Annotated in this window: 18 protein-coding genes; 5 read left to right on the forward strand and 13 right to left on the reverse strand. The window is 45.1% G+C overall.

The genetic code is table 11. The annotated features are described in order from the left end of the window. Positions 1-10: 10 nt before the first annotated feature. The 12 genes from LWL52_RS09190 to LWL52_RS09245 form a co-directional block, all read right to left on the reverse strand. Entirely contained in the window at positions 11-922 is a 912-nt protein-coding gene (locus LWL52_RS09190; RefSeq protein ID WP_242919066.1) for a glycosyltransferase family 2 protein, read from the reverse strand. Further along, positions 885-1,838 (reverse strand): glycosyltransferase family 2 protein, encoded by a 954-nt coding sequence (locus LWL52_RS09195; RefSeq protein WP_242919069.1) that lies wholly within the window; start codon positions 1,836-1,838, stop codon positions 885-887. The genes LWL52_RS09190 and LWL52_RS09195 overlap by 38 nt, the downstream gene beginning before the upstream one ends. Further along, entirely contained in the window at positions 1,835-2,278 is a 444-nt protein-coding gene (locus tag LWL52_RS09200) for a GNAT family N-acetyltransferase (RefSeq protein WP_242919071.1), read from the reverse strand. Before LWL52_RS09200 ends, LWL52_RS09195 begins: the two co-directional genes overlap by 4 nt. Before the next feature lie 15 nt (positions 2,279-2,293). Beyond that, positions 2,294-3,127: an O-fucosyltransferase family protein gene (locus LWL52_RS09205; protein WP_242919073.1), complete on the reverse strand. Its 834-nt coding sequence runs from the start codon at positions 3,125-3,127 to the stop codon at positions 2,294-2,296. A 94-nt stretch (positions 3,128-3,221) separates the two neighbouring features. Then, positions 3,222-3,926, reverse strand: coding sequence for a WbqC family protein (locus LWL52_RS09210; protein ID WP_242919075.1), 705 nt, complete (start codon positions 3,924-3,926; stop codon positions 3,222-3,224). A gap of 2 nt (positions 3,927-3,928) precedes the next feature. After that, a complete protein-coding gene (locus LWL52_RS09215; protein WP_242919077.1) occupies positions 3,929-5,011 on the reverse strand; it encodes a DegT/DnrJ/EryC1/StrS family aminotransferase in 1,083 nt (360 codons plus the stop codon). Then, positions 5,008-6,279: an ABC transporter ATP-binding protein gene (locus tag LWL52_RS09220; RefSeq protein WP_242919079.1), complete on the reverse strand. Its 1,272-nt coding sequence runs from the start codon at positions 6,277-6,279 to the stop codon at positions 5,008-5,010. The genes LWL52_RS09215 and LWL52_RS09220 overlap by 4 nt, the downstream gene beginning before the upstream one ends. 182 nt (positions 6,280-6,461) lie before the next feature. Continuing rightward, positions 6,462-7,334: an ABC transporter permease gene (locus tag LWL52_RS09225; RefSeq protein WP_242919081.1), complete on the reverse strand. Its 873-nt coding sequence runs from the start codon at positions 7,332-7,334 to the stop codon at positions 6,462-6,464. A gap of 1 nt (position 7,335) precedes the next feature. After that, positions 7,336-8,448 (reverse strand): GDP-mannose 4,6-dehydratase, encoded by a 1,113-nt coding sequence (gmd, locus tag LWL52_RS09230; RefSeq protein WP_242919083.1) that lies wholly within the window; start codon positions 8,446-8,448, stop codon positions 7,336-7,338. A 348-nt stretch (positions 8,449-8,796) separates the two neighbouring features. Further along, positions 8,797-11,184 (reverse strand): GumC family protein, encoded by a 2,388-nt coding sequence (locus tag LWL52_RS09235; protein ID WP_242919085.1) that lies wholly within the window; start codon positions 11,182-11,184, stop codon positions 8,797-8,799. A gap of 39 nt (positions 11,185-11,223) precedes the next feature. Next, positions 11,224-12,003: a polysaccharide biosynthesis/export family protein gene (locus tag LWL52_RS09240; protein WP_242919087.1), complete on the reverse strand. Its 780-nt coding sequence runs from the start codon at positions 12,001-12,003 to the stop codon at positions 11,224-11,226. A gap of 132 nt (positions 12,004-12,135) precedes the next feature. Further along, complete coding sequence (locus LWL52_RS09245) at positions 12,136-12,972, reverse strand: DUF481 domain-containing protein (RefSeq protein WP_242919089.1); 837 nt, start codon at positions 12,970-12,972, stop codon at positions 12,136-12,138. A gap of 350 nt (positions 12,973-13,322) precedes the next feature. Between LWL52_RS09245 and LWL52_RS09250 the strand changes: the two genes are divergently transcribed. Both LWL52_RS09250 and LWL52_RS09255 read left to right on the forward strand, forming a co-directional pair. Then, positions 13,323-13,979, forward strand: a complete 657-nt coding sequence (locus LWL52_RS09250) for an HD domain-containing protein (protein ID WP_242919091.1) — start codon at positions 13,323-13,325, stop codon at positions 13,977-13,979. Positions 13,980-14,723: 744 nt separating this feature from the next. Further along, the gene (locus tag LWL52_RS09255) at positions 14,724-16,715 is read left to right on the forward strand and encodes a monovalent cation:proton antiporter family protein (RefSeq protein ID WP_242919093.1); all 1,992 of its coding nucleotides are present in this window, start codon (positions 14,724-14,726) and stop codon (positions 16,713-16,715) included. 15 nt (positions 16,716-16,730) lie between these two features. Here the strand turns inward: LWL52_RS09255 and LWL52_RS09260 are convergent, their stop codons facing one another. Next, positions 16,731-17,321, reverse strand: a complete 591-nt coding sequence (locus LWL52_RS09260) for a DUF4136 domain-containing protein (RefSeq protein ID WP_242919095.1) — start codon at positions 17,319-17,321, stop codon at positions 16,731-16,733. Positions 17,322-17,492: 171 nt separating this feature from the next. On the opposite strand from LWL52_RS09260, the gene LWL52_RS09265 reads away from it, so the two are divergent. From LWL52_RS09265 to LWL52_RS09275, 3 genes are all read left to right on the forward strand, one after another. Then, complete coding sequence (locus LWL52_RS09265) at positions 17,493-18,785, forward strand: acetyl-CoA hydrolase/transferase family protein (protein ID WP_242919097.1); 1,293 nt, start codon at positions 17,493-17,495, stop codon at positions 18,783-18,785. Positions 18,786-18,876: 91 nt separating this feature from the next. Then, entirely contained in the window at positions 18,877-19,710 is an 834-nt protein-coding gene (locus LWL52_RS09270) for a DUF1206 domain-containing protein (protein WP_242919099.1), read from the forward strand. 348 nt (positions 19,711-20,058) lie between these two features. Then, positions 20,059-21,417, forward strand: a complete 1,359-nt coding sequence (locus tag LWL52_RS09275; RefSeq protein WP_242919101.1) for a sigma-54-dependent transcriptional regulator — start codon at positions 20,059-20,061, stop codon at positions 21,415-21,417. Positions 21,418-21,591: the final 174 nt, after the last annotated feature.

Consider the following 21,591-nt stretch of genomic DNA (forward strand, 5'->3'; position numbering starts at 1 on the left):
GCGCATTTTTTTATTTTATAACTTTTAAGAGGTACCTTCTAAAGACTTGAGATTCAAACAAAGCAAACTTAGGATTAATTAAAAATATTTTAATAAAAATTATAAATTTATTCATTCCATGAAAATTTTTATAAGGAAAATAAAGAACGTGATAAAATAACCTATTCAACACCATTTCTTTTCTACTTCTACTAACACTTTCAATATTACACCATTTATATAAATTTATGAGCATTAATAAATAATCCTTATCTACTTGAACTTTGTTACTTGTTAAACTTGTGGGGCTTCTTCGTTTAATTGATACAAAACCTTCAACAAAACCAGATATTAGTTTACATTTAGCTGCTAACTTAAACCACATGAAAGTATCTTCGGAGGTCTTAAGTGACTCATCAAATAGACCGCACCTTTGGAAAACTTTTTTCCTAACAGTCAAGCCATTGATGTGAAACCAAATTGAATTTCCAACTGGCTGTAGATTCTCGAATAGCTCATGTGGTTTTACATTATTATTTATTGTGTAAGAACGTATATCTTTCTCATCATTGGAATAAATACCTACATTATCATAGACTCCATCAATGTCATTCCGGCTGCCTAGTATTTTGATAGCACTCGCAAATCGATTTGATAAGTAAATATCATCAGCATCTAAGAATGCCACATAATCAAATTTAGCTTTTTGTAAGCCGAGATTCCTAGTGGCTGCTACTCCTTTATTTTTATTATTAGTGTGGTATAAAACAATAATTCTATTATCTATATCAGCTAGCTGGTAGCAAATAGCTAAACTATTATCATTAGATCCATCTTCAACTAAAATTATTTCTGCAACTTCTGATAGAACTAACACAGATTTTACAGCTTCTATTATAGAATTTTCAGCGTTGTAAACAGGAATAATTACTGATATGTACATTTCTTAATACCCTCCTACTTAATCTTCTGAGTATAAGGAAAGCCCTACCATACTCCTTTGTTTGCATTAGAAAAAAAAAATACATAAAATTATACTTTCTCCAGTACTTTTCTGCTTTATAATAATCTGCATCCCAAGCAGCCATCTCAAAAGCATTTACTACATTATTAAATATATATTTTTTTAATTCATTATTAAGTAAACCATATATAGTCAAGGCTGTTTTGAGATTCCAGCACCATTTATCTAAGTAACTTTTTGAAGTCCAAATTCCTCCGTTATGTATTCTTATACAAGATTTATCAATGTTATCAAAGTATTTGGCTTTGCCCCTTTGTGTTAAAATTGCTTGTAATAACTTATCTCCATTTAATGTCTTTTCAAATGCTGTTAAATATGTTGAAATGCAAAAGTTTCTGAAGAGAATTGTAGGGGTAGGCAGGTACTGTCCTAGTAATAATTCGTTAACATTATAATCCCTTTTATTCGCATCAGGTAGTCTATTATCATTTACTGGTTCACCTTCATCATTAATCATAGTAATACCATGAAATGACATCACGTATTCTGGGTTATTATCAAGAAAGGAAACCTGCTTTTGAAGCTTTAAAGGATCCAGCCAAAAGTCATCTCCTTCCAGCATAGCCACATAAGTACCACTGCAATTCCTGAACGTGCGGATGAAGTTCTTTTGTGCGCCAATATTTCTATTATTATGAGGTAGAAGTTTAACTTTATAAGGGAACTTATTACCATATTCTTCACAAATTGCTCTTGTCGAATCTGATGAATAATCTTCCCCTATTACTAATTCAATAGGAAAATCTGTAATTTGTTTTAATACGCTTTCAATTGCTTCCCTAATATAACTCTGATGATTATAAGTAAGCATACATACTGATACTATTGGCTTCATAGCTTCATCTTCATCAATGTACGATCATTTGATTCAATAAAAGCCTCAAAACCTAAACTCTTATACAAATGAATTGCTCTAATATTATTTGAAATTACCTCAAGCCTTAACTCTTGAAAACCTTTTTCTTTTACCACATCCTTCATGTTATTTAATAGACACATGCCTATGCCTTGGCTACGGTATTCTAAATCTACATAAAAAAGTGATAGAAACGCCTCCTGCCGTGAGGGATCGTTATCATAAAATGCACAGAGACCCACAAGCACATTCGCTTCAATTGCTGTAATAAAATGAGCCTTATTGTATAATTTATACGCATAATCAGTGAGTTTAATAAAATCAGAAAGAGGTGGGTTAAACATCTGATTAATGTCTACAATAGTTTTTAATAACTTTTGTTCCTCAATAATTTGATATCCTCTCCTGTAAATGATCACTTGGCTTGCTGTAGGTTATTTCCCAATAATTTGAAGAGGTACCTGCCCTAACTCAGATGCAATAAAGCTAAATGAACTCCACCAAGAGCCAAGAATTTTATCTGTTTTAGAAAGAGTGTACAGATCAACAAGAGCATCTTGAATTCCTTTTTCGGTGTCACGGGCTAGATTCTTATTCTCATTCACAATTATTCTTTCACCAAATAGTTTCTTAAAATACTCTTCTGTATCAATATCATCAGTTGAAAGATAAAAAGTATAATTTGGATCTTTAGCTAATAACTCCCAGATTGCTTCTACAAAAAGATCTGTTTTACTTATTTCAATGGACTCGTTATTATCTGTTCTTCTGATATGTATACCAACTGTTCTCTTGCCAAAACCTCTAGTAAGTGAATCTATCCTTAGCTGTAAGCTATCTACAGGCTTAAAGTTATGATAAAAGTTATTTTTACCTTCCTGAGTAAAAAAATCATGGCAAGTATCTATAACAAGACAATTCTTCAGATTTAGCCAATATTCATCCTCAAATCTGTGCTGCTGCACCCGATTATCATCATAGTAGTTATGTTTTAAATTTATAATAGCATGCTTCAGTTTTTTCACTCTTCCCTTTATTGTTGGGCTGTGGTCTGGTTTATAGTTAGAATAATAATTTAATACTTCATTTTCAAAAACAATATCAAAATAAACTATAGGTTGAAATAGCTTATGGAAATCACAGTTTAAACTTGAATCTTTTTGCCATACAATTTTAAAGCTCCTGCTCCTATTATTGTTTAGTACCAAGCAGGAATTCAGAACTCTCATTCTATTAGCAAGCCCTAAATTTGGTCGAACTATGATCATATTATTTTATAACCGTTTGCGGTAGTATATAAATTGAGAATGCTACATATAAATATGCTTTACTAAATATAAAAAATAGCTTAGGGCAAATGCATTAAACGAGTCTGTAATGCGTAAGTATATTTTTAATTTCCTCTGGCGGGCAAAACATTAATGTATCAATAATAGAAAGTCCTGGAATAGGATCATTCTTAAACTGTTTATAAGGTTTTAATTCACCTTCAAGAAAAAATAAATTAACTCCAATCGTCGCGAAATCCGCTTTATCATAAAGTTTTTTACCTCCTATCGCATTGATGTAAATTTTTGCATTTTCCCGTTTGCAAATATCTTTTATACGGTCTTCTCCATTAAGTTCATGATTGTTATAAACACTTGATGATTCAATTATTTGTGTCTTAAGCTGAATATATTCTGAGATTTTAGAAATACTCTTAAGTGCAACCTCAGAAATTGGTACACCTTGCTGTTTTAAGATAACACTTTCAATTAAAGGTAAAATTTTATCGTAAAAAGGGGCTTTCCTATAAGCTTGATTTAAAGTTTTGAAAAATTTCGTTTCCCAATTAAGAGGGTTGTAGGAAACATATATTTCATTTATTCTCCTAAAAGAGCTAGCTCCATCTAAAGGAATATGGAACATATGTTTATTTTTATTCAGAAGTATTTGATTTCGATTAATCCATCCCTGCTTTATGAATGCTACATCATCATACACAACAAACTTATCTACAGCTTGAATAAGTTGAAAATAGCCTATGTAAGGGAACAAATAAGGTTGCATTATCGCTAGCTTCATACCTAATAGTTTTGTGCTCTTAGTAAAGCCCGTCCTATCATATCCACTTCTTCAAAAGACAAATCATGATATAGGGGGAGACATAAAATCCGGCTCGAAAAGTCAGATGATACTGCAACCTGCTGCTCAGGGATAACATAATTCAAGGTATGCAATGATGGATAAAAGTATCTACGAGGATATACATAAATCCCATGTAAAGCTTCAACTGATTTTAATAGTTGTTCCTCCGTTTCAAAGGCTAATGCATAGTATGCATGATTAAAGTCTATATCGGGATATATAAAAGGCTTTTGTGCTTTTAATGGCTTTAGAATTTGATCATATCTAATTGATAGCAACTTTCTTTTTTCTAATACTTCACTTATATAGTTAAGATTACACAGCCCCATGGCTGCATGAAACTCACAGTTTTTTCCGTTAATACCTATTCCATAGAATTTTTCGGTTCCATCATGTCCAAAATTACGCATATGCGCAATTTCCTTGGCAATCTTAGCATCATGTGTAATGATAGCACCACCCTCAATGGTATGAAATAACTTGGTAGCATGGAAACTTATGGTGCTCACATCCCCATATTTAAAAACTGACTGCCCCTTGTACTTGGAACCAAAGGCGTGAGCACCATCATATACTACTCTTAGTTTGTATTTATCGGCTACTTGTTGTATCGCCTCTATATCACATGGATTTCCATAAACATGGGTAGCAAGTATAGCGGATGTCTTTGGAGTAATGGCTTTCTCAATTAACGCAGGATTCAAGTTTAATGTATTAGGGCAAATATCAATGAAAACGGGATTACAATTCTCCCATACAATGCTGCTGGTAGTTGCTACATATGAAAATGGTGTAGTTATAATATCACCAGTTAACCCAAGTGCCCTGATAGCAAGTTGTATGGCTATTGTGCCATTGCTTACGAAAAAAAGATGTGGCACATCAAAGTAACCCTTTAGTCTAAGTTCAAGCTCATTAACTAACGGGCCATTATTCGTGAGCCACTCTCGCTTCCAGATACCATCGACATAGTTATCATATTCCTCTCTTGGAGGTAAAAATGGTTTTGTAACATTTATCATGAAATGGTAGCTATAGGGAAGTTCAACATAGGTCTTACATAACCTGGCCATTTGCCATGCCAGTCGGATTCTTTTCTATCTTCGTGAATTTCAAGATTTATCGCATCCAGATGTTTATATAGCATTACTGATCTATCGGCAACAAAAAGAACCCTAATTGTAAACATACCATCATTAAGAAAATCTCCTGGTATTTGACAAGTTGCTTTGTAAAGGCCTTTTCTTAATTGCTGTGCTTTGGTTCCTACATTAAAGACACATTCATAATTCATGGTATCAAAATGTAAACTAACATTGATTTCCCTCCCCTCTATATAATTCCAAAACTCAATATCGATATTGATCGGAGTATGGACGGTGAATGCTTCTCCCTCTCTTAACACAGGAGAAACAGCTTCAACGCGTCGAATCCTAATAAACTCATTTCCAGGAGCGAATTTTTCATCAGAAAAGAACTGTTTAGTCTGTGGAGAAGTATTATAGCTTAAATAATGTCGTACTACCTCCTCTGTATCCCCCTGTAACTCAATTCTTCCTTGATGCATAAAAATAGAGGAACCACAGATATTCTTAACAGCAGTTAGATTATGGCTTACGAATAGTATAGTTTTTCCATCTTTTGTACTAACATCTTTCATCTTCCCCAGGCATTTCTTCTGGAATTCAACATCGCCTACAGCCAAAACTTCATCAATAATTAAGATATCCGGGTCTAAGTGTGCTGCAACAGCAAAGGCTAGCCTTACATACATACCAGAGGAATAGCGTTTTACGGGTGTATCTAAGTAGCGTTCAACCCCGGAGAAATCAACTATTTCATCGAACTTCCTCTGTATCTCACTTTTATTCATTCCTAAAATAGCACCGTTCAGGTAAACATTATCTCTACCGCTTAGCTCTGGGTGAAAACCAGTACCAACCTCAAGCAAACTAGATATTCTACCTTTTAATTTGATACATCCGGTAGTTGCGCCTGTTGTTCGAGATAATATTTTCAACAGTGTAGATTTACCCGCCCCATTCTTTCCAATAACACCAACTACTTCTCCCTGTTTTACTTCAAAGTTGATATCCTTTAATGCCCATACATAGTCGCTGCTCCCTTTGATGCTGCGGTTGTTTTCTTCGCCTATTTTAAGGTATGGGTCTTCCTTGCCGCGTACCTGATGCCACCAGCGGTTCAGGTCGTGGGTAAGCGTGCCGGTGCCTACTTCGCCCAAACGGTACTGCTTGCTCAGGTTCTCTACTTTTATTACGGTATTAGCCATTTGCTATTTAATATCTTATAGGAGTATCAAACCACCTCTAGTCCTTCCCCCGAAACAAGCCCGGTATCTGCGACTTATCTAAGGCGGGGAATTTTACCTGAATTACTTGCCTAATCAGATAATCCTCTCTACTTCTAATCTATAAAAATCCTGGGTCTTGTGTCCTGGTACTTGTGTCCATTTTAAACAGTATCCATAAAGGTCCGCTCTACTTTGCTGAAGGTTAACAGGCCGATGAGTAAAATCACCAGCATGAATGCGAAGCTATAAAGTATAGCAGACGCTGTAAAGGTACCCTGCCCGAACAAAGCGAAGCGAAAGGCTTCAACTAATGGCGTGAGCGGATTCCAGTTGATAAACCAGCGGTAACTTTTGTTAGCTAAAAAAGAAAGCGGGTATACTACTGGCGTGGCATACATCAGGAGCTGCACGGCAAAGCCGATCAGCACCGTAAAATCCCGGTACTTGGTGGTGAGGGAAGAAATGATAATTCCTAGTCCCAAACCTAAACCAGCCAGCAGCACTAAGAGCAAAGGGAGGATCAATAATCCGCCACCTATATGAAAAGTATAGCCCTGCAAGGTATAATAGAACAGCAGGCCCAGCAGTAGCAGGAACTGAATGCCAAATTTAACCAGGTTAGATAGCACCGTGGCTAACGGGATGATCAGCCTGGGGAAGTATACTTTGCCAAAGATGCCGGCATTGGCCACAAAGGTGTTGGAAGTAGCGGTCAGACAGCTGGCAAAGTAGTTCCAGATGGTAATGCCGCTCAGGTAAAAAAGGATAGGTGGTATGCCATCGGTAGGAATATTGGCAATGTTGCTGAACACCACCAGGAACACCACCGTGGTAAAGATAGGTTGTATAAAATGCCAGAGCGGGCCCAGGATCGTTTGCTTGTACTGCGCTTTAAAATCCCGTTTTACAAACAGCACCAGCAAGTCCCGATAGTTCCAGACTTCTTTCAGCTTTAGGTCAAAAAGATGGGCCCTGGGTTCTATCACTAAATCCCAGTTTTCTTCCTCTGATACGGCAGATTGCGTGGATGCCATACTATTCATTATAATTGAGTACTTTATGGCCGCCATTGAGCAGGTAGGTATCGCGCTTGAAGAGTTCCACATCGGCCTGCATCATGTCCTGCACCAGGGCTTTTAAGTCATACTTAGGCACCCAGCCCAGCTTCTCTTTGGACTTGGTGGCGTCGCCTATGAGCAGGTCCACTTCGGTGGGTCGGAAGTAGTTCTCGTCCACGCAAACCACCTCTTTGCCGATCTCCAACTGGTACTCGGGGTTGGTACAAGCAGCAACATAGCCCTTCTCCTCAGCGCCCTCTCCCTTGAACTCGATGGTGATGCCCACTTCGGCAAAGGCCATCTTCACAAAGTCCCGCACAGTGGTGGTTACGCCCGTAGCGATCACGAAGTCTTCCGGAGTGTCCTGCTGCAGGATGCGCCACATGGCTTCCACATAGTCTTTAGCATGGCCCCAGTCGCGCTTGGATTCCAGATTGCCCAGGTATACTTTCTCCTGCAAACCCATGGCAATGCGGGCAGCCGCGCGGGTGATTTTGCGCGTCACAAAGGTCTCGCCCCTGAGCGGCGACTCGTGATTGAAGAGAATGCCGTTGGTGGCAAACATGCCGTACGCTTCCCTGTAGTTGACCGTGATCCAGTAGGCATACAGCTTGGCTACCGCATAAGGCGAGCGCGGGTAAAAGGGTGTGGTCTCCGACTGCGGCACCGCCTGTACCAGCCCGTAGAGCTCGGAAGTAGAGGCCTGGTAAATTCTTGTTTTCTCTGTAAGTCCCAGGATGCGGATCGCCTCCAATATTCTAAGCGTGCCGATGCCATCGGCATTGGCGGTGTACTCGGGCGTATCGAAGCTCACCTTCACATGGCTCATGGCCGCCAGGTTGTAGATCTCGTCAGGCTGCGTTTCCTGGATGACACGGATGATGTTCGTGGAATCGGTCAGATCGCCGTAGTGGAGCTTGAAGTTGATGTGCTTCTCGTGCGGGTCCTGGTAGAGGTGATCGATGCGGTCGGTGTTGAACAAGGAGCTGCGGCGTTTGAGGCCATGCACTTTGTAGCCTTTCTCTAAAAGTAGTTCGGCCAGGTAAGCACCATCCTGCCCGGTGATGCCAGTGATAAGAGCTGTTTTCATGATAACTTAAGTTCTGAGTTCTGAATTCTGAGTCAGGAGTAAAGACACAAATATCAGAAAATGGTAAAGGTACTCGTGTAATGGTTTTGCTATGACCTGCCACTCGGCTCACATCGCTACTTTCAGATTAAAGCTACTATATTGATATCCTGTTTTTAAACAGGATCAACTAATAACCTTTACAGGCCCGGCAAATGTCTGACATTAAATATAAATAGAATGTTCAAAATGTTTATAAATAATATGAATTAAGCTGATATTAATAGTTCAATAACGATGCTTTGGCCAGTCCCACTCCTGCTTGCCTTTAAATGCTTCAGGTCAAGTATGAGCACCTTGTAGGGTTTGTTAAAACATGCTCGTCACTTTGCTCCACCAGGATTTCTCCTGCACATCTTCGGCGTAATAGCCATACCCGTAACCATAGCCATACCCGTACCCATAGTTCAGTTTTTTATAATCCACGTCGTTAAACAAAATAGCGGTATTTCGGATCTTTCCGCTTTCATACTGTTGCTGCATACTTGTCAGAAAGCTTTTGAGCGAGTAGTTCTGCCGCACCATAAAGATGTTCACATCGGCCAACTGCATCAGTTCCAAACCATCCGAAATGATGCCTACCGGTGGCGTATCCAGGATGATGTAATCGTAGGCGCTCTTTAGTTCTGTGATCAGTTGCTCCATCCGCTTGTTCAGCAGCAATTCCGACGGATTTGGCGGAATATCGCCGGAAGGCAGGATATGCAGGTGTTCCTGAATTGTGGGGTGTATGATGTCCTCAAGGGGTGCATAGCCTGCCAGGTAATTACTCAGCCCCACCCGGTTGCGTACGCCAAAATCTGAGTTGTTATTAGGCTTGCGCATGTCAGCATTTACCAGCAGCGTGCGTTCCCCGGAGATCGCAAAAATATAGGCCAGGTTCTTTGCCGAGAAGGTTTTTCCTTCCCCACTGATGGAAGAAGTAACCACAAAGATCTTTCCTTCGTCTGTTTCAGAGCCAGCCATAAACCGCAAATTGGAGCGTACAGTCCGGAAGGTTTCAGCCAGGGCGGATTTGGGGCTCTGATCCACCAGATTCACCTGTTCTTTTTTGTTATGCCCGATCAGCCCCAGGAGCGGCAGCGTGGAAAGCGTTTGCAGCTCCTCTACAGTGCTAATCTTCGTGTTAAAGAAATCCTTCAGAAAAATCAAACCTACCGGCACTGCCAGCCCGAGCAGCAGCGCAGTAAGGTAGTTTTTGGAAGGCGTCGGCGCGATCTGTGCCGACTTGTACGCTTCGCTCAGTATTGTGACGTCCGAGGTATTGGCGGCTTTTGCAATGCCGGCCTCCGCCCGTTTTTCCATTAAAAAAACGTACAGGTTCTCGCTTAAACTATAAAGCCGCTGGATGTTGATAAGCTGCCTTTCTGCCGCGGGTAGCTTCTTTAAGGAGGCCGAGGCCGCGGCCGCTCTGCTGTTGAGATCCTGCAGAGCAATTGTATTGGCTCGCTCTATACTTGCCAGATTCTCGAGCATCACCTCCTTCATTTCCTGCAGTTGCTGCCGCTTCGATTGCAGCTCTTTTGCAACCAATGGGTTGGCTGTGTTGGTGTTCTTGGCAAGTATGGCAATATCGGCTTGCAACGCGACAAGCTGACCTGTTAAGGTGTTCAGCACCGGATCAGAAATGCCCAGGTTGGCGGGCGCGATCAGCTCCTGCTTTTCGATGCCTTTCTGCAGATATCCCCGCAGGTATTGGTAATATTTCTGATTGATGAGGAGCTGCGCTTTGCTTCCTTCAATCTCCTGCAATTTAGAGGCAGTTTGTCCTCCTTCCTGGCTCACGCCAAGCTCTGCATTCTTCTTTTTAAAATTTTCTAAGTTGCTTTCGATAAACTGGAGCGAGTCGCTGATCTGCTGCAGCTGGTTATCAATAAAATCGAGTGTGTTGGTTGCGTTGCTGTTCTTAATGGCCAGGTTATTCTCCCGATACGTTTGCATGTGCGCGTTCAGGAACACTACCTCTTTGTCGGGTGTGGGGCCGGTGAGTTTGAGCACCAGCGCGGAGGCGCCGCCCGGGTAAGGCGACACGTCCAGTGCGCCGGCATACTGGTTGGCCACATCTTTGAGATTGTTTACTTTAAAGAGGAGCTCGTTCGAGATATCAGATGGCTCCATCGTTTTGGAAGTGATGCGGAAGGTAAAACCATTAACCTGGTACGTTTTGCCGGAAGTGAATTCCTTGTTTTCCAGGTGGCCTTTCCAGCCGGGGTTTTCAGACGAAAGCTTATACTTGCCCTGCCCTGTAAGGTCCACTTTAAAAAGCACGCCGTAAGGAATTGCAGCAGAGGCGGTGTCAAAGGAAACGCTGAACGGCGATGCACCGCCGTACACTTCGGTCAGCTTTACATTGCCCCGCTGGTAGTACGATACGCCAAAATCAAGCTTCTGCAGGGTTTTATAGGCTAATCCGGCGGTCTTGAGCAAAATAGACTCATTCGTGAGCCCCCGGGAACCCTGGAAAACTTCCGTGCCATACAAAAGAGCCGCTGCCGAAGCGCCACTCTCCACCGGCTGGTTGATCATCACAGCGGACCGCACTTCGTACTGCGGAATAGTATAGCGGTTGACAAGAAACGCGAGCAGCAAGGCCACGGCGACGGAAGCAAACACCCAGTACCAGTAAAGCAGTACTTTATGGAGCAGCTTTTTGATATCCAGACCGGCGTCCTGCTGTGTTAGCGTATTTTTTTCCAAGGGTTTGCGAGCAAGGATTTAGAAAACGGTATTCAGAAATTACAGAAAACGGGTCACTAACAGAATGAGCGTGGTTGCAATCGAGATCGTCAGGCTCACATTGGCCAGCAGGTTCTCTTTCACATACTTGGCCGGCAAGGGGTCTATCACGATCATGTCGTTGGGCTGCAGGTAGAAATTCTTCATGGCGATAATGTCATCATCGAGCAGACTGAACTTATAGAGCTTTGCTTGCCCGTTCTCATAGCGGATCAGCTTGATGTTTTCGCGGTTCGAATAAGGCCCGAAACCGCCGGCCGAAGCAATGGCTTCCAGCACATTGATGTTGTCCTGGTAAGTGGTGTACTGCCCCTGCCCGCCTACTTCGCCCAGCACAGTATAACGAAACGTTAACAGGCGTATATTAACGGTTGGATCAGAAAGGTAAGGTTTTAAGGTAGCGGTAACTTTTGCACGGGCCTCTGGCATGGTCAGGCCATTCAGGTCTACTTTGCCTACCACCGGCAGCAGGATGTTACCTGTCGCATCCAGGGTATAGCCACTAAGCACCGGGTCTTCGGCACCGGCTACCACGGCAGGCGAGCCCAGGAAGTTATACTCGGCAGGCGTGGTGCTTTGCACTTTCAGCGAGAGCACATCACCAGGCTTCAGGGTATAAACCTGCGGCTGCAGGTCAAAGGTTTTCAGTAACGCATCCGCCTTCCCCTGGTTCGCTACCTGGGGATTTTCTTGCAGTAAGAGCAACTTTTTCTGGGGCACACAGGAGGCAAAAAAAACCACTCCCAGCAGGATCCAGTAAGCTTTCAGGGTGTTATGCATGCAGGTTATGCGCCAGTTCGTTTCGGACCAAAGTATACAGGAGGTTTGTAGCCTGAATATACGTTTTAATTGGTGAAATTATGAAATTCCAGCATCATTTAAAGTTCTGGCCCCATTATTTTCGGCCTGAATTTAAAACTGTACCTGCAGCCCGTTGGTAAGAGCATATACAAACTTTGTCACCGGCACGATCGGCCTGTCTTCGAAGGTACAGTTAAAGTTTGTAAGGAAAGATAGCCGGCTGTTGAGCTTGACGTTCAGCGACACGTCGCCACTGACACGGTTACGCATGCGCCTGATGCCAGGGTCATACCCAAACTGGTAATACACAATGCTTTCGGTGCTCAGCTGGTCATTAAATTTTACCCTGGTGCTCACGTAGTTGGTGCTTTTCAGCAGGTCGGCGATCTGCAAATTGGTTCCCTCCTGCTCCAGGTCCTCCCATTCTTCGTGTTCGTGCATCAGCCCGGTGCCGGCAAACAGGCTCACATCATTTTCGCGGAGCAGCGCCAGCCGCAAGCCGCCACCGGCCAGCGTTCGCAGTTCCAGGCCCCGGGCCTTATCTGTTTGCACCTGCGTAAATACCTCGTACGACAGCTTGCGCTTCCTTAAAAAGTTGATGCGAAAGTGCGAGTAACCGGTACTGGCCACCGTATTGCGCTGCTCTTTCGAATCATAGTTCACCAGCAGGTAATTGTAATCGTTTAAAAGCAGGTAGCTGTTTTGTGATGAGACGTAGGCCAGGTTGCCATGAAAAGTTAGCTGCAGATAGTTGTTGGGGTTGCTTTTACCGGCATTGCGGTTAAACATCGAAAAGTTAACGCCCAGTTTGCCGGTCAGGTAATTGGCAGAATCCTGCTCTACACGGGCGCGTTCGATATTCAGAATTTGGGCCTGAGCGGGCTGAAAGAAGGTAAAAGAGAAACAAAGAATCAGAAAACAAAAAACGTGGGAAAATAATCGCTGCATTAACAAGGTCATTTCAAAATGGAATCAAACTAGCCAGCCTCAGGCAGCCAAATGCCTCAGGCAGAGACCAAAATTAAAACAAATATCCCTGACCTGCACCTCCGGGGTGCAAATTGCTGCCCCCTTCTTCTGCAAAATCGGTGTGGTCGGCACCTGGTTCAGACCGCATTTTGCTGCTATTGTCTATTCATTTAGTTGCCTGAGCAAGTATGCAGGAGCGCGCACGCTGACGTTGGTTTACCAACCAACCCTGCCGACACCAATACTTTATAAGTAAGATTTCTATCGATAGATTCTCTTTTTATAACTTTATTATTTTCTAGCTTTGGCCAAAACAGCTGCATTACCTTATGAGTAACACTCAGGATATTATTAACGCAACAGAAGACTATGTAAAAGCCTTACTAACAGGCGAAGGATCAGGGCACGATTGGTGGCACATTTATCGCGTCTGGCACAATGCCAAAGCCATTGCAGCCCACGAGCAGGCCGATCTATTCGTTGTTGAACTGGCCGCTCTGCTGCATGACGTGGGCGATCATAAATTCCATAACGGGGATGAAACAGTGGGGCCGCGCATGGCGCAACAGTGGCTCGAAAGCCTTAAAGTGGCGCCTGAAAATATTGCATCTATCTGCCTTATCATAAAAGAACTATCTTATAAAGGTGCCGGCACTTCTTCGGCCATGAGCAGCCTGGAAGGCTGCATTGTGCAAGATGCCGACAGGCTGGATGCGATTGGGGCGATCGGTATTGCGCGCACATTTGCCTATGGCGGCCACAAGAACCGGGAGATGTATAATCCTGAAATCATGCCCGAACTGCACGACACGTTTGAAGCCTATAAAGCTAGTACGGCGCCTACTATAAACCATTTCTACGAGAAGCTTTTACTGCTCAAAGACCGCATGCATACCCGCACAGCCAAAGAAATCGCACAGCAGCGGCACCAGTTCATGGAAAGCTTTCTGGCGCAGTTTTATGCTGAGTGGGACGCATTGCGTTGATCTTAGTTGAAGCAATAGTTTACAAGAACTACTTTATACTATAGCTTTAAACTGACCAATGGTTCTCTGCCCCTTTTAAGTGTCGGACCAGTGCCTGCTGTTTCTCTGATGGCGCCAATCTTTGGATTGGTACCTTTTATCATAATAGGTCTCTGACTGCATGAGCTCGCAGAGACCTTATATGGCGTATGGAGGGGCTTTTACACCAAGCTATGCTTTGGCCTTTGGACCAGCGGGTTACAAATTCGACACTATTCTAAAACACTGGTTTCAAAACTGCGCCAGAGAAAGTATGAATCAGCCATGCCGCAAGTTTAGCAAGAGCGCAACTTGTGGCTGTACAGGAAGCCAGTTTGCAACTGGCGGATCATCAAACCTTATTTTGAAAATTATTCCGCGTCCCTAATGGTAATCTTTGGACAGGACGACATATTCTCGAAGTATACTTGTGCCAGTTACAAACTGGCCTACATGCTTAACTACCAGTTCCGCTGCGCTTAAACTGGCGGCATATGCGAGCAGCAAGCAACTATTAAATAAGCTTTCAAATTCTTACTCGCAGCAGTTCTTCATCTTCTATAAAAAATTTCTGCCTCATTCTTATAGCTGCAGTGTATACTATATAAAGGTGATGCCAGAACAAGTATAAAGCGTCGCGCTGCATTCCATTGGTTGCTGATTTAGCTGTTCAGAAAATAGCTGCGTAATTTAGAGCGTATACTTCATCTGCCTCAACCGCCAGCTATGGAAAATAATTTACTCTCTGATGTGGTCATCATATTGGGCCTGGCGGTGGTGGTGATCCTGCTATTTCAGCGTTTCCGCCTTCCCACCATCCTGGGTTTCCTGGCAACTGGGGTCATTGCAGGTCCGCATGGTTTAAGCCTGATCACCGAAACAGAAGATATCGAGATTCTGGCAGATATCGGCGTTATACTACTGCTCTTTATTATTGGGATGGAGTTTTCGCTCCGCAACCTGGCCCTCATCAAGCGCACGGTACTGCTCGGCGGAACTGTACAGGTGCTGGTTACCATCGGGCTGGTGGCCCTCATTATGCTCCTTTGGGACTTTAGCCCGGGCGAGGCTATCTTTATGGGGTTTCTAATTTCGCTGAGCAGTACGGCCATTGTACTGAAACTGCTCCAGGACAAGGGCGAGATTAACAGCCCGCAAGGGCGTGTAGTGCTGGGTGTGCTTATTTTCCAGGATATTGTGGTAGTGCCGATGATGCTGCTCACGCCGCTGATGGCCGGCGGATCGCAGAATATTGGCATGGAGCTGCTGCTGATGGTGCTGAAAGGCGCCTTTATTATCGTTTTTATGCTGATTAGCGCCCGCTACCTGGTGCCCCGCCTGCTCTACCTGGTAGCCCGCACCAAAAGCAAGGAACTATTCATTCTGTCAGTAGTGGTTATTTGCTTTGCTGTGGCCTGGCTCACTTCCAGTATGGGCCTGTCCCTGGCCTTGGGGGCGTTTATGGCTGGTCTTATCATTTCCGAATCTGAGTATAGCCACCAGGCAACGAGCAACATCCTGCCTTTCCGCGAGATTTTTACCAGCTTCTTCTTTGTTTCCATTGGCATGCTGCTCGATTTCACTTTCATGCTCCAGCACCTGCCGGTTATCCTAAGCCTTACCTTACTCGTTTTCCTGCTCAAGAGCCTGGTTGCAACATTGGCAGCCCGCCTGCTGCAATACCCGATACGCATATCGCTTCTGGTAGGCATGGCGCTGTTTCAGGTAGGTGAGTTTGCCTTTATACTTTCCAAAACAGGCATCACTTATGGGCTGCTCACCAATCAAATCTACCAGTATTTCTTAAGCGTTTCGCTGCTGAGTATGGCGCTTACCCCCTTTATCATATCCTATGCGCAGCTCATCGCCTCACGCCTGAGTTTGTGGTTTGGTGCCGGTAAAGATGAGCTCCCTTTTACCCCACCTACAGATGCCCCGGCAGACATTCCGGGCTTGAACGATCATATCGTCATTATCGGCTTTGGCATTAACGGACGCAATGTGGCCAAGGCAGCCAAACAGGCCAACATCCCTTATGTGGTGCTTGAGCTTAATGCCGTAACTGTGAAGCAGGAACGCAGGAAAGGTGAACCTATACTTTATGGCGATGCCGTGCATAGCAATATACTCTACCATGTCAACATTCAGCAGGCCCGGGTAGTGGTGGTGGCCATTTCGGACCCGGAAGCAACCAAGCAGATCATTGCCAGCATCCGCCAGGTGTCGGATAAAGTCCATATTATTGTGCGCACTCGTTTTGTGCAGGAAATGGAGGAGAATTACCACCTGGGGGCCGATGAGGTGATTCCGGAAGAATTTGAAACCTCCATCGAGATCTTCACGCGCGTGCTCTCCAAGTACCTGATGCCCCGCGACCAGATAGAAGCGTTCACGCAACAGATACGGGCCGATAACTATGACATGCTCCGCAGTATGGCCGGGCGCAACAGCAGCATAGGAAACTTTGAAGTGGAGCTGCCGGATATAGAAGTGGCCAGCCTGCGGGTATATACGGGCGACAGGGAGATCCTGGAAAAACCGTTACAGGAAGTTAATATCCGTAATAAATTTAATGTTACAGTCGTAGCCCTGAAAAGAGATGGCAACACCATGCTGAACATCAATGCTAAAACGATTCTCAAACAGGGTGATGTACTCTATGTGATCGGCAAACCCGGCGATGTGATGCGCTTTAATAACTACCTGAAGAATGACTGATTGCTCTCCCGGGTGTCAGGACAATTTGCCCAGCACCTCGGCTACGAGTTTCTTTACGCTGCCATAACCGGCCTTAAAGTTGGTCACAGCTCCCTCTGACCAGCCGCGCCATACCAGCGCGTTCGTTTTAGGATTGATCATGTCGATGATCAGCGTTCCTTCCTTGAACAGATCTACCGGGCGGTAGCCGGGCAGCCCGCCATCGTTGTAGTGATACCGGTAGCCGGCCATGTAGGCATAACTATAGCCAAAACCCGATGCAAAGTTCTCGGGCTTGTCTTTCTCCACCGGCACCTGCACGCTCACATCGTAAGCCAGCAACACGTCCGGGTTTTCCGTTACCGGCACCTGCTTATACCCTCTCTGCTGCAATTCTTCCATCACGGCATGCCGGATATGCTGGTCAAGGCTTGGGCTAAATCCTTTGTCATAGGTTGCCTGCGCCGGTGGCTGCTCCTGGTACCAGGCATAGGTTGTATACTTGGCCGGTTTTGCACCGGGAGCTGAAATAGCGTTTGTATGCGCGATGCCGGAGGCTACCATGCAGGCGCTTACCAGAAAAGGCAACAACAGGTATAACCAGGCGAAAGGTATTTTTCTTTTCATAGTGTTACATATCGTTTGCATATCTACGGAAGAAGCCGTGTTTTGCTGCCACAAAGGTAATAGGTTATCCGGAAGAAATGATGCTTATCATCCTTTTGCCCGGCCTTTCGGTATAACTTGCGTCCGCCAATGGCCATAAACTTTGTATTAAAATAGCAGGTATAGCATAACATGATGAACAAAAAACTACCCAACTACCATACGGCCGAAGATGCGCTGAGCATCATCAAATCCGGTGACCGCGTTTTTGTACAAGGCAGCGCTGCTACACCACAGTTCCTGATCCGGAAGCTTACCGAGCGGGCATCCGAGTTGCGGGATGTGGAAATTGTGAGCATTACGACGTACGGCGATTTCCCGCTGTCCGAAGAAAAGTACAAGGATTCGTTTTTCATCAACTCCCTTTTTGTTTCTGCCAATGTACGTGAGGCCGTAAACGGAGGGCGTGGCGATTATGTGCCCGTTTTCCTGAGCGAAATTCCCCACCTGTTCCGGTCGGACATTTTGCCAATCGATGTGGCCATTGTGCACGTTTCTCCGCCAGACAAACACGGCTTTTGCTCGCTTGGTGTTTCCGTGGATGTGGCGCGCGAAGCCGTACTGAGTGCCAAGCATGTGATCGCTCAGGTAAATCCGCAGATGCCGCGCACCCACGGTGACGGACTGATCCAGGCTTCCCGATTCGATGTGTTGGTGGAAGTGAATGAGCCCCTGCCGGAAGTGGATTACAGCCTGCGCATGTCCAGCAAAGAGCAAACCATCGGCCGCTACATTGCCGAAATGATCGACGATGGCGCTACCCTGCAGATGGGCATCGGCGGCATACCCGATGCCGTGCTCAGCTGCCTGACCAACCATAAAGGACTGGGCATCCACACCGAAATGTTTTCGAACGGGGTAATGCCGCTGATCAAGAGCGGTGTAATCACCAACGAGCACAAATACCGGCACCCGGGCCGCATTGCCACAGGTTTTATCGTAGGCAACCGCCAACTCTACGATTTTGTAGACGACAACCCGCTTATCCTCATGCAGCGCACTGATTACGTGAACGACGTGCGGATCATCAGCTCCAACCCGAAAGTAACTGCCATCAACAGTGCCATCGAAATTGATCTTACCGGCCAGGTTGTGTCCGATACCATTGGCACTCTGCAATACTCCGGTATTGGCGGCCAGATGGATTTTATACGGGGTGCAGCCCTCTCAAAAGGAGGTAAGCCGATCATTGCTCTGCCATCGGTGACCAACAAAGGCATTTCCCGAATCACGCCCTTCATTAACCAGGGTGCCGCGGTGACCACCACGCGCGCACACGTGCATTATGTCGTGACCGAATTTGGGGTGGCATACCTGTACGGCAAAAACCTGCGCCAGCGGGCCCAGGCGCTGATCAATATTGCGCACCCCGATCATCGCGACCACCTGGAGGAAGAAGCCTTGAAACGCTTCCGCCATTTGTAAGCCTAGTTAGCGCAGGGCAACAACCATCTGGTGCAAAACCGGGTATGAGGGAATACTTTTAATCTGGAAGTAACTAAAACAAAAGCTAAAGATGAATATTTCCGCTCATGTTCCTGCTCCACCCCCGAAATGGGTCGAGAGTTTTGCACGCTTCGGTCTCACCGCCAAAGGTGTCGTTTACTGCCTGGTAGGTATTCTGGCTTTTATGGCGGCTTTCGAGCTGGGCAATAAATCGTCGGAAGATGCTGGCAAATCGGGTGTTTTCCAGTTTATTCAGCAACAACCTTTCGGCAAAGTGCTCCTGGCCATCGTGGCCCTAGGGCTCTTCTCTTATAGTATCTGGCGCCTGATCGGCGCTATAAAGGATACAGAAAACAAAGGAACCGGTGTAAAAGGCATTGGTGTCCGCCTGCGCTATGCCTTCAGCGGGCTGGTGTATGGTGCACTGGCGTTTCTGGCGGCAAAGATGGTGGTGGGCGCTGGAGGCAGCAGCGGCGGCGATGACTCCCGCCAGACCCTTGCCCGCGAGCTTCTGCAGCAACCCTTCGGCCAATGGCTGGTGGGCATACTTGCTGTCGGCACAGCCATCGCCGGTGTTTACCAGATCTACCTGGGTTTATCGGATAAGTATAAAATGAAAGTACAGCAAGCTGGCTTAGCGCACCAGCATGAACGCACCATGATCCGAGCCGGCAAAATAGGCTATGTAGCCCGGGGCATTGTGTGGCTTGTGATTGGCTATCTGTTCCTGAAAGCGGCGCTAACAGCGAATGCCAAAGAGGCGGGCGGCACTGATAATGCTTTTCAATGGCTCGAGGCCTCATCATATGGTTCTTATTTGTTGGGAGCTGTTGCCCTGGGCCTGATCTGCTACGGCGTCTTTATGTTTATGCGGGCCAAATACCAGGCGATTAACGGCGGTTAAACAGTTACCTGTTTTCCGATTTATCAAAATGTAACGGGCTTATACTTGCTGAAACCAGGCAGTATAAGCCCGTTGTTTTTTTACTGCTTCAGGCCGTCCAGGCTAAATAACCTATACCTTGTCTGTCACAGATTTATACTTGCAAAGGGATGTACCGGCTTCCTAAAGGCAAATACCCTCTTCACCTACCGGCACCCAGCCATGCACATTTATCCTTTTCAGGCACCTCACCTTGTAAAAGCACAAAAAAAATATCATAATCATTAGAAATCATGGGTAAACCCTCCCTAACTTTGGGCTAAGCAGTACCATTCATAAGTGCTGCTATACCTGCGCCCTTTAGATTACATGAAAAACACACCCTTTAAAATTTTTATCCTGGATGATGATGTCTGGTACAGCGAATTGCTGGAATACCACCTGTCGTTAAACCCGGATTATGAGCTTAAAAAATTTCATGCTGCAAATGATTGCCTGCGGAGCATGTATGAGCGGCCTGATGTGGTGACCCTTGACTACTCGCTGCCGGATAAAAACGGAGCCGAGGTGCTTAAAAAATTAAAGGAACAGAATCCGGATACTTATGTGATCGTTATTTCGGGACAGGAAGATGTGGCAACAGCGGTGGATCTGCTTAAAAAAGGCGCTTACGACTATATTGTAAAAGACGAGGATACTCCCGAGCGGCTCTGGAATGCCATCAACAAGATCCGCGAAACCGTTTCGCTCCGCAAGGAGATCACCCAACTGCGCGAGGAGATCGGCCAGAAGTATGATTTTGGCAATGTAATCATCGGCAACAGTGAGCCGGTAAAACAGGTTTTCAGGCTTATGGAAAAGGCTTCCAAAACCAACATCACCGTTACGATCAGTGGCGAGACGGGAACCGGAAAAGAACTGGTAGCCAAAGCCATTCACTATAACAGCCCTAAAAAGAGCCGCCCATTTGTTGCGGTAAATGTGGCCGCTATCCCCCGCGAATTGCTGGAAAGCGAGTTGTTCGGGCACGAGAAAGGGGCTTTTACAGGAGCGGTAGCCCGCAGGTTGGGCAAATTTGAAGAAGCCGATAAAGGTACTATTTTCCTGGACGAGATTGGGGAAATGGACATCAGTCTGCAGGCCAAACTCCTACGGGTACTGCAGGAAAAGGAAATCACACGCGTGGGCGGTAATGCCGTGTTGCCGGTAGAGGTCCGGATAATTGTGGCAACGCACAAGAACCTGGCCGAAGAGGTGAAAAAAGGTAACTTCCGTGAGGACCTCTATTACCGCCTGTTGGGTTTGCCCATCCAACTACCCGCGCTGCGGGAGCGGGGCGGCGACATTCTGGTGTTGGCCAAATATTTTACAGATGCTTTTACAAAGGAAAATAAGTTGGGCAAAAAGTCCTTCTGCCCGGCTGCGCAGCAAAAGCTGCTCTCCTACTCTTATCCGGGCAATATACGCGAGTTAAAAGCCCTGGTGGAACTGGCTGCTGTACTTTCGGATGAGGAGATCATCCAGGAACACGACATAAATTTTATGGCCAATCATGCTGATAAGGACTTTATGGCCACAGAGCGCACCCTCAAAGCCTATACCACCGAAATCATCCAGCGCTTCCTGGATAAATACGACCACAACGTACTGTTGGTAGCTGATAAATTAGACATTGGCAAATCCACTATTTACCGCATGATTCAAAGTAATGAGCTGCGCATCAGGTAAGTTCCTGCAAGTATAAAAAGCTCTAGTTGCTTCTTGGCATCCTATAGCCGGCAGGTATAAAGTAGCTGCTTTTGCGTCTTCAAAAGTCCTATATACGTTTGCACTATTTTTATGAGATTTTTTAGAAATTACTGGGCTGTCAGCATATTTTAGCCACATAATTGGCTTAACTTG

Source organism: Pontibacter liquoris, from assembly GCF_022758235.1.
Lineage (GTDB): Bacteria > Bacteroidota > Bacteroidia > Cytophagales > Hymenobacteraceae > Pontibacter > Pontibacter liquoris.

Bases quoted from the DNA above. Each gene is read 5' to 3' on its own strand.
- LWL52_RS09190 (WP_242919066.1), bottom strand. From the start codon at position 922: ATGTACATATCAGTAATTATTCCTGTTTACAACGCTGAAAATTCTATA.
- LWL52_RS09195 (WP_242919069.1), bottom strand. From the start codon at position 1,838: ATGAAGCCAATAGTATCAGTATGTATGCTTACTTATAATCATCAGAGT.
- LWL52_RS09205 (WP_242919073.1), bottom strand. From the start codon at position 3,127: ATGATCATAGTTCGACCAAATTTAGGGCTTGCTAATAGAATGAGAGTT.
- LWL52_RS09210 (WP_242919075.1), bottom strand. From the start codon at position 3,926: ATGAAGCTAGCGATAATGCAACCTTATTTGTTCCCTTACATAGGCTAT.
- LWL52_RS09215 (WP_242919077.1), bottom strand. From the start codon at position 5,011: ATGATAAATGTTACAAAACCATTTTTACCTCCAAGAGAGGAATATGAT.
- LWL52_RS09220 (WP_242919079.1), bottom strand. From the start codon at position 6,279: ATGGCTAATACCGTAATAAAAGTAGAGAACCTGAGCAAGCAGTACCGT.
- LWL52_RS09225 (WP_242919081.1), bottom strand. From the start codon at position 7,334: ATGGCATCCACGCAATCTGCCGTATCAGAGGAAGAAAACTGGGATTTA.
- gmd (WP_242919083.1), bottom strand. From the start codon at position 8,448: ATGAAAACAGCTCTTATCACTGGCATCACCGGGCAGGATGGTGCTTAC.
- LWL52_RS09240 (WP_242919087.1), bottom strand. From the start codon at position 12,003: ATGCATAACACCCTGAAAGCTTACTGGATCCTGCTGGGAGTGGTTTTT.
- LWL52_RS09245 (WP_242919089.1), bottom strand. From the start codon at position 12,972: ATGCAGCGATTATTTTCCCACGTTTTTTGTTTTCTGATTCTTTGTTTC.
- LWL52_RS09250 (WP_242919091.1), top strand. From the start codon at position 13,323: ATGAGTAACACTCAGGATATTATTAACGCAACAGAAGACTATGTAAAA.
- LWL52_RS09255 (WP_242919093.1), top strand. From the start codon at position 14,724: ATGGAAAATAATTTACTCTCTGATGTGGTCATCATATTGGGCCTGGCG.
- LWL52_RS09260 (WP_242919095.1), bottom strand. From the start codon at position 17,321: ATGAAAAGAAAAATACCTTTCGCCTGGTTATACCTGTTGTTGCCTTTT.
- LWL52_RS09265 (WP_242919097.1), top strand. From the start codon at position 17,493: ATGATGAACAAAAAACTACCCAACTACCATACGGCCGAAGATGCGCTG.
- LWL52_RS09270 (WP_242919099.1), top strand. From the start codon at position 18,877: ATGAATATTTCCGCTCATGTTCCTGCTCCACCCCCGAAATGGGTCGAG.
- LWL52_RS09275 (WP_242919101.1), top strand. From the start codon at position 20,059: ATGAAAAACACACCCTTTAAAATTTTTATCCTGGATGATGATGTCTGG.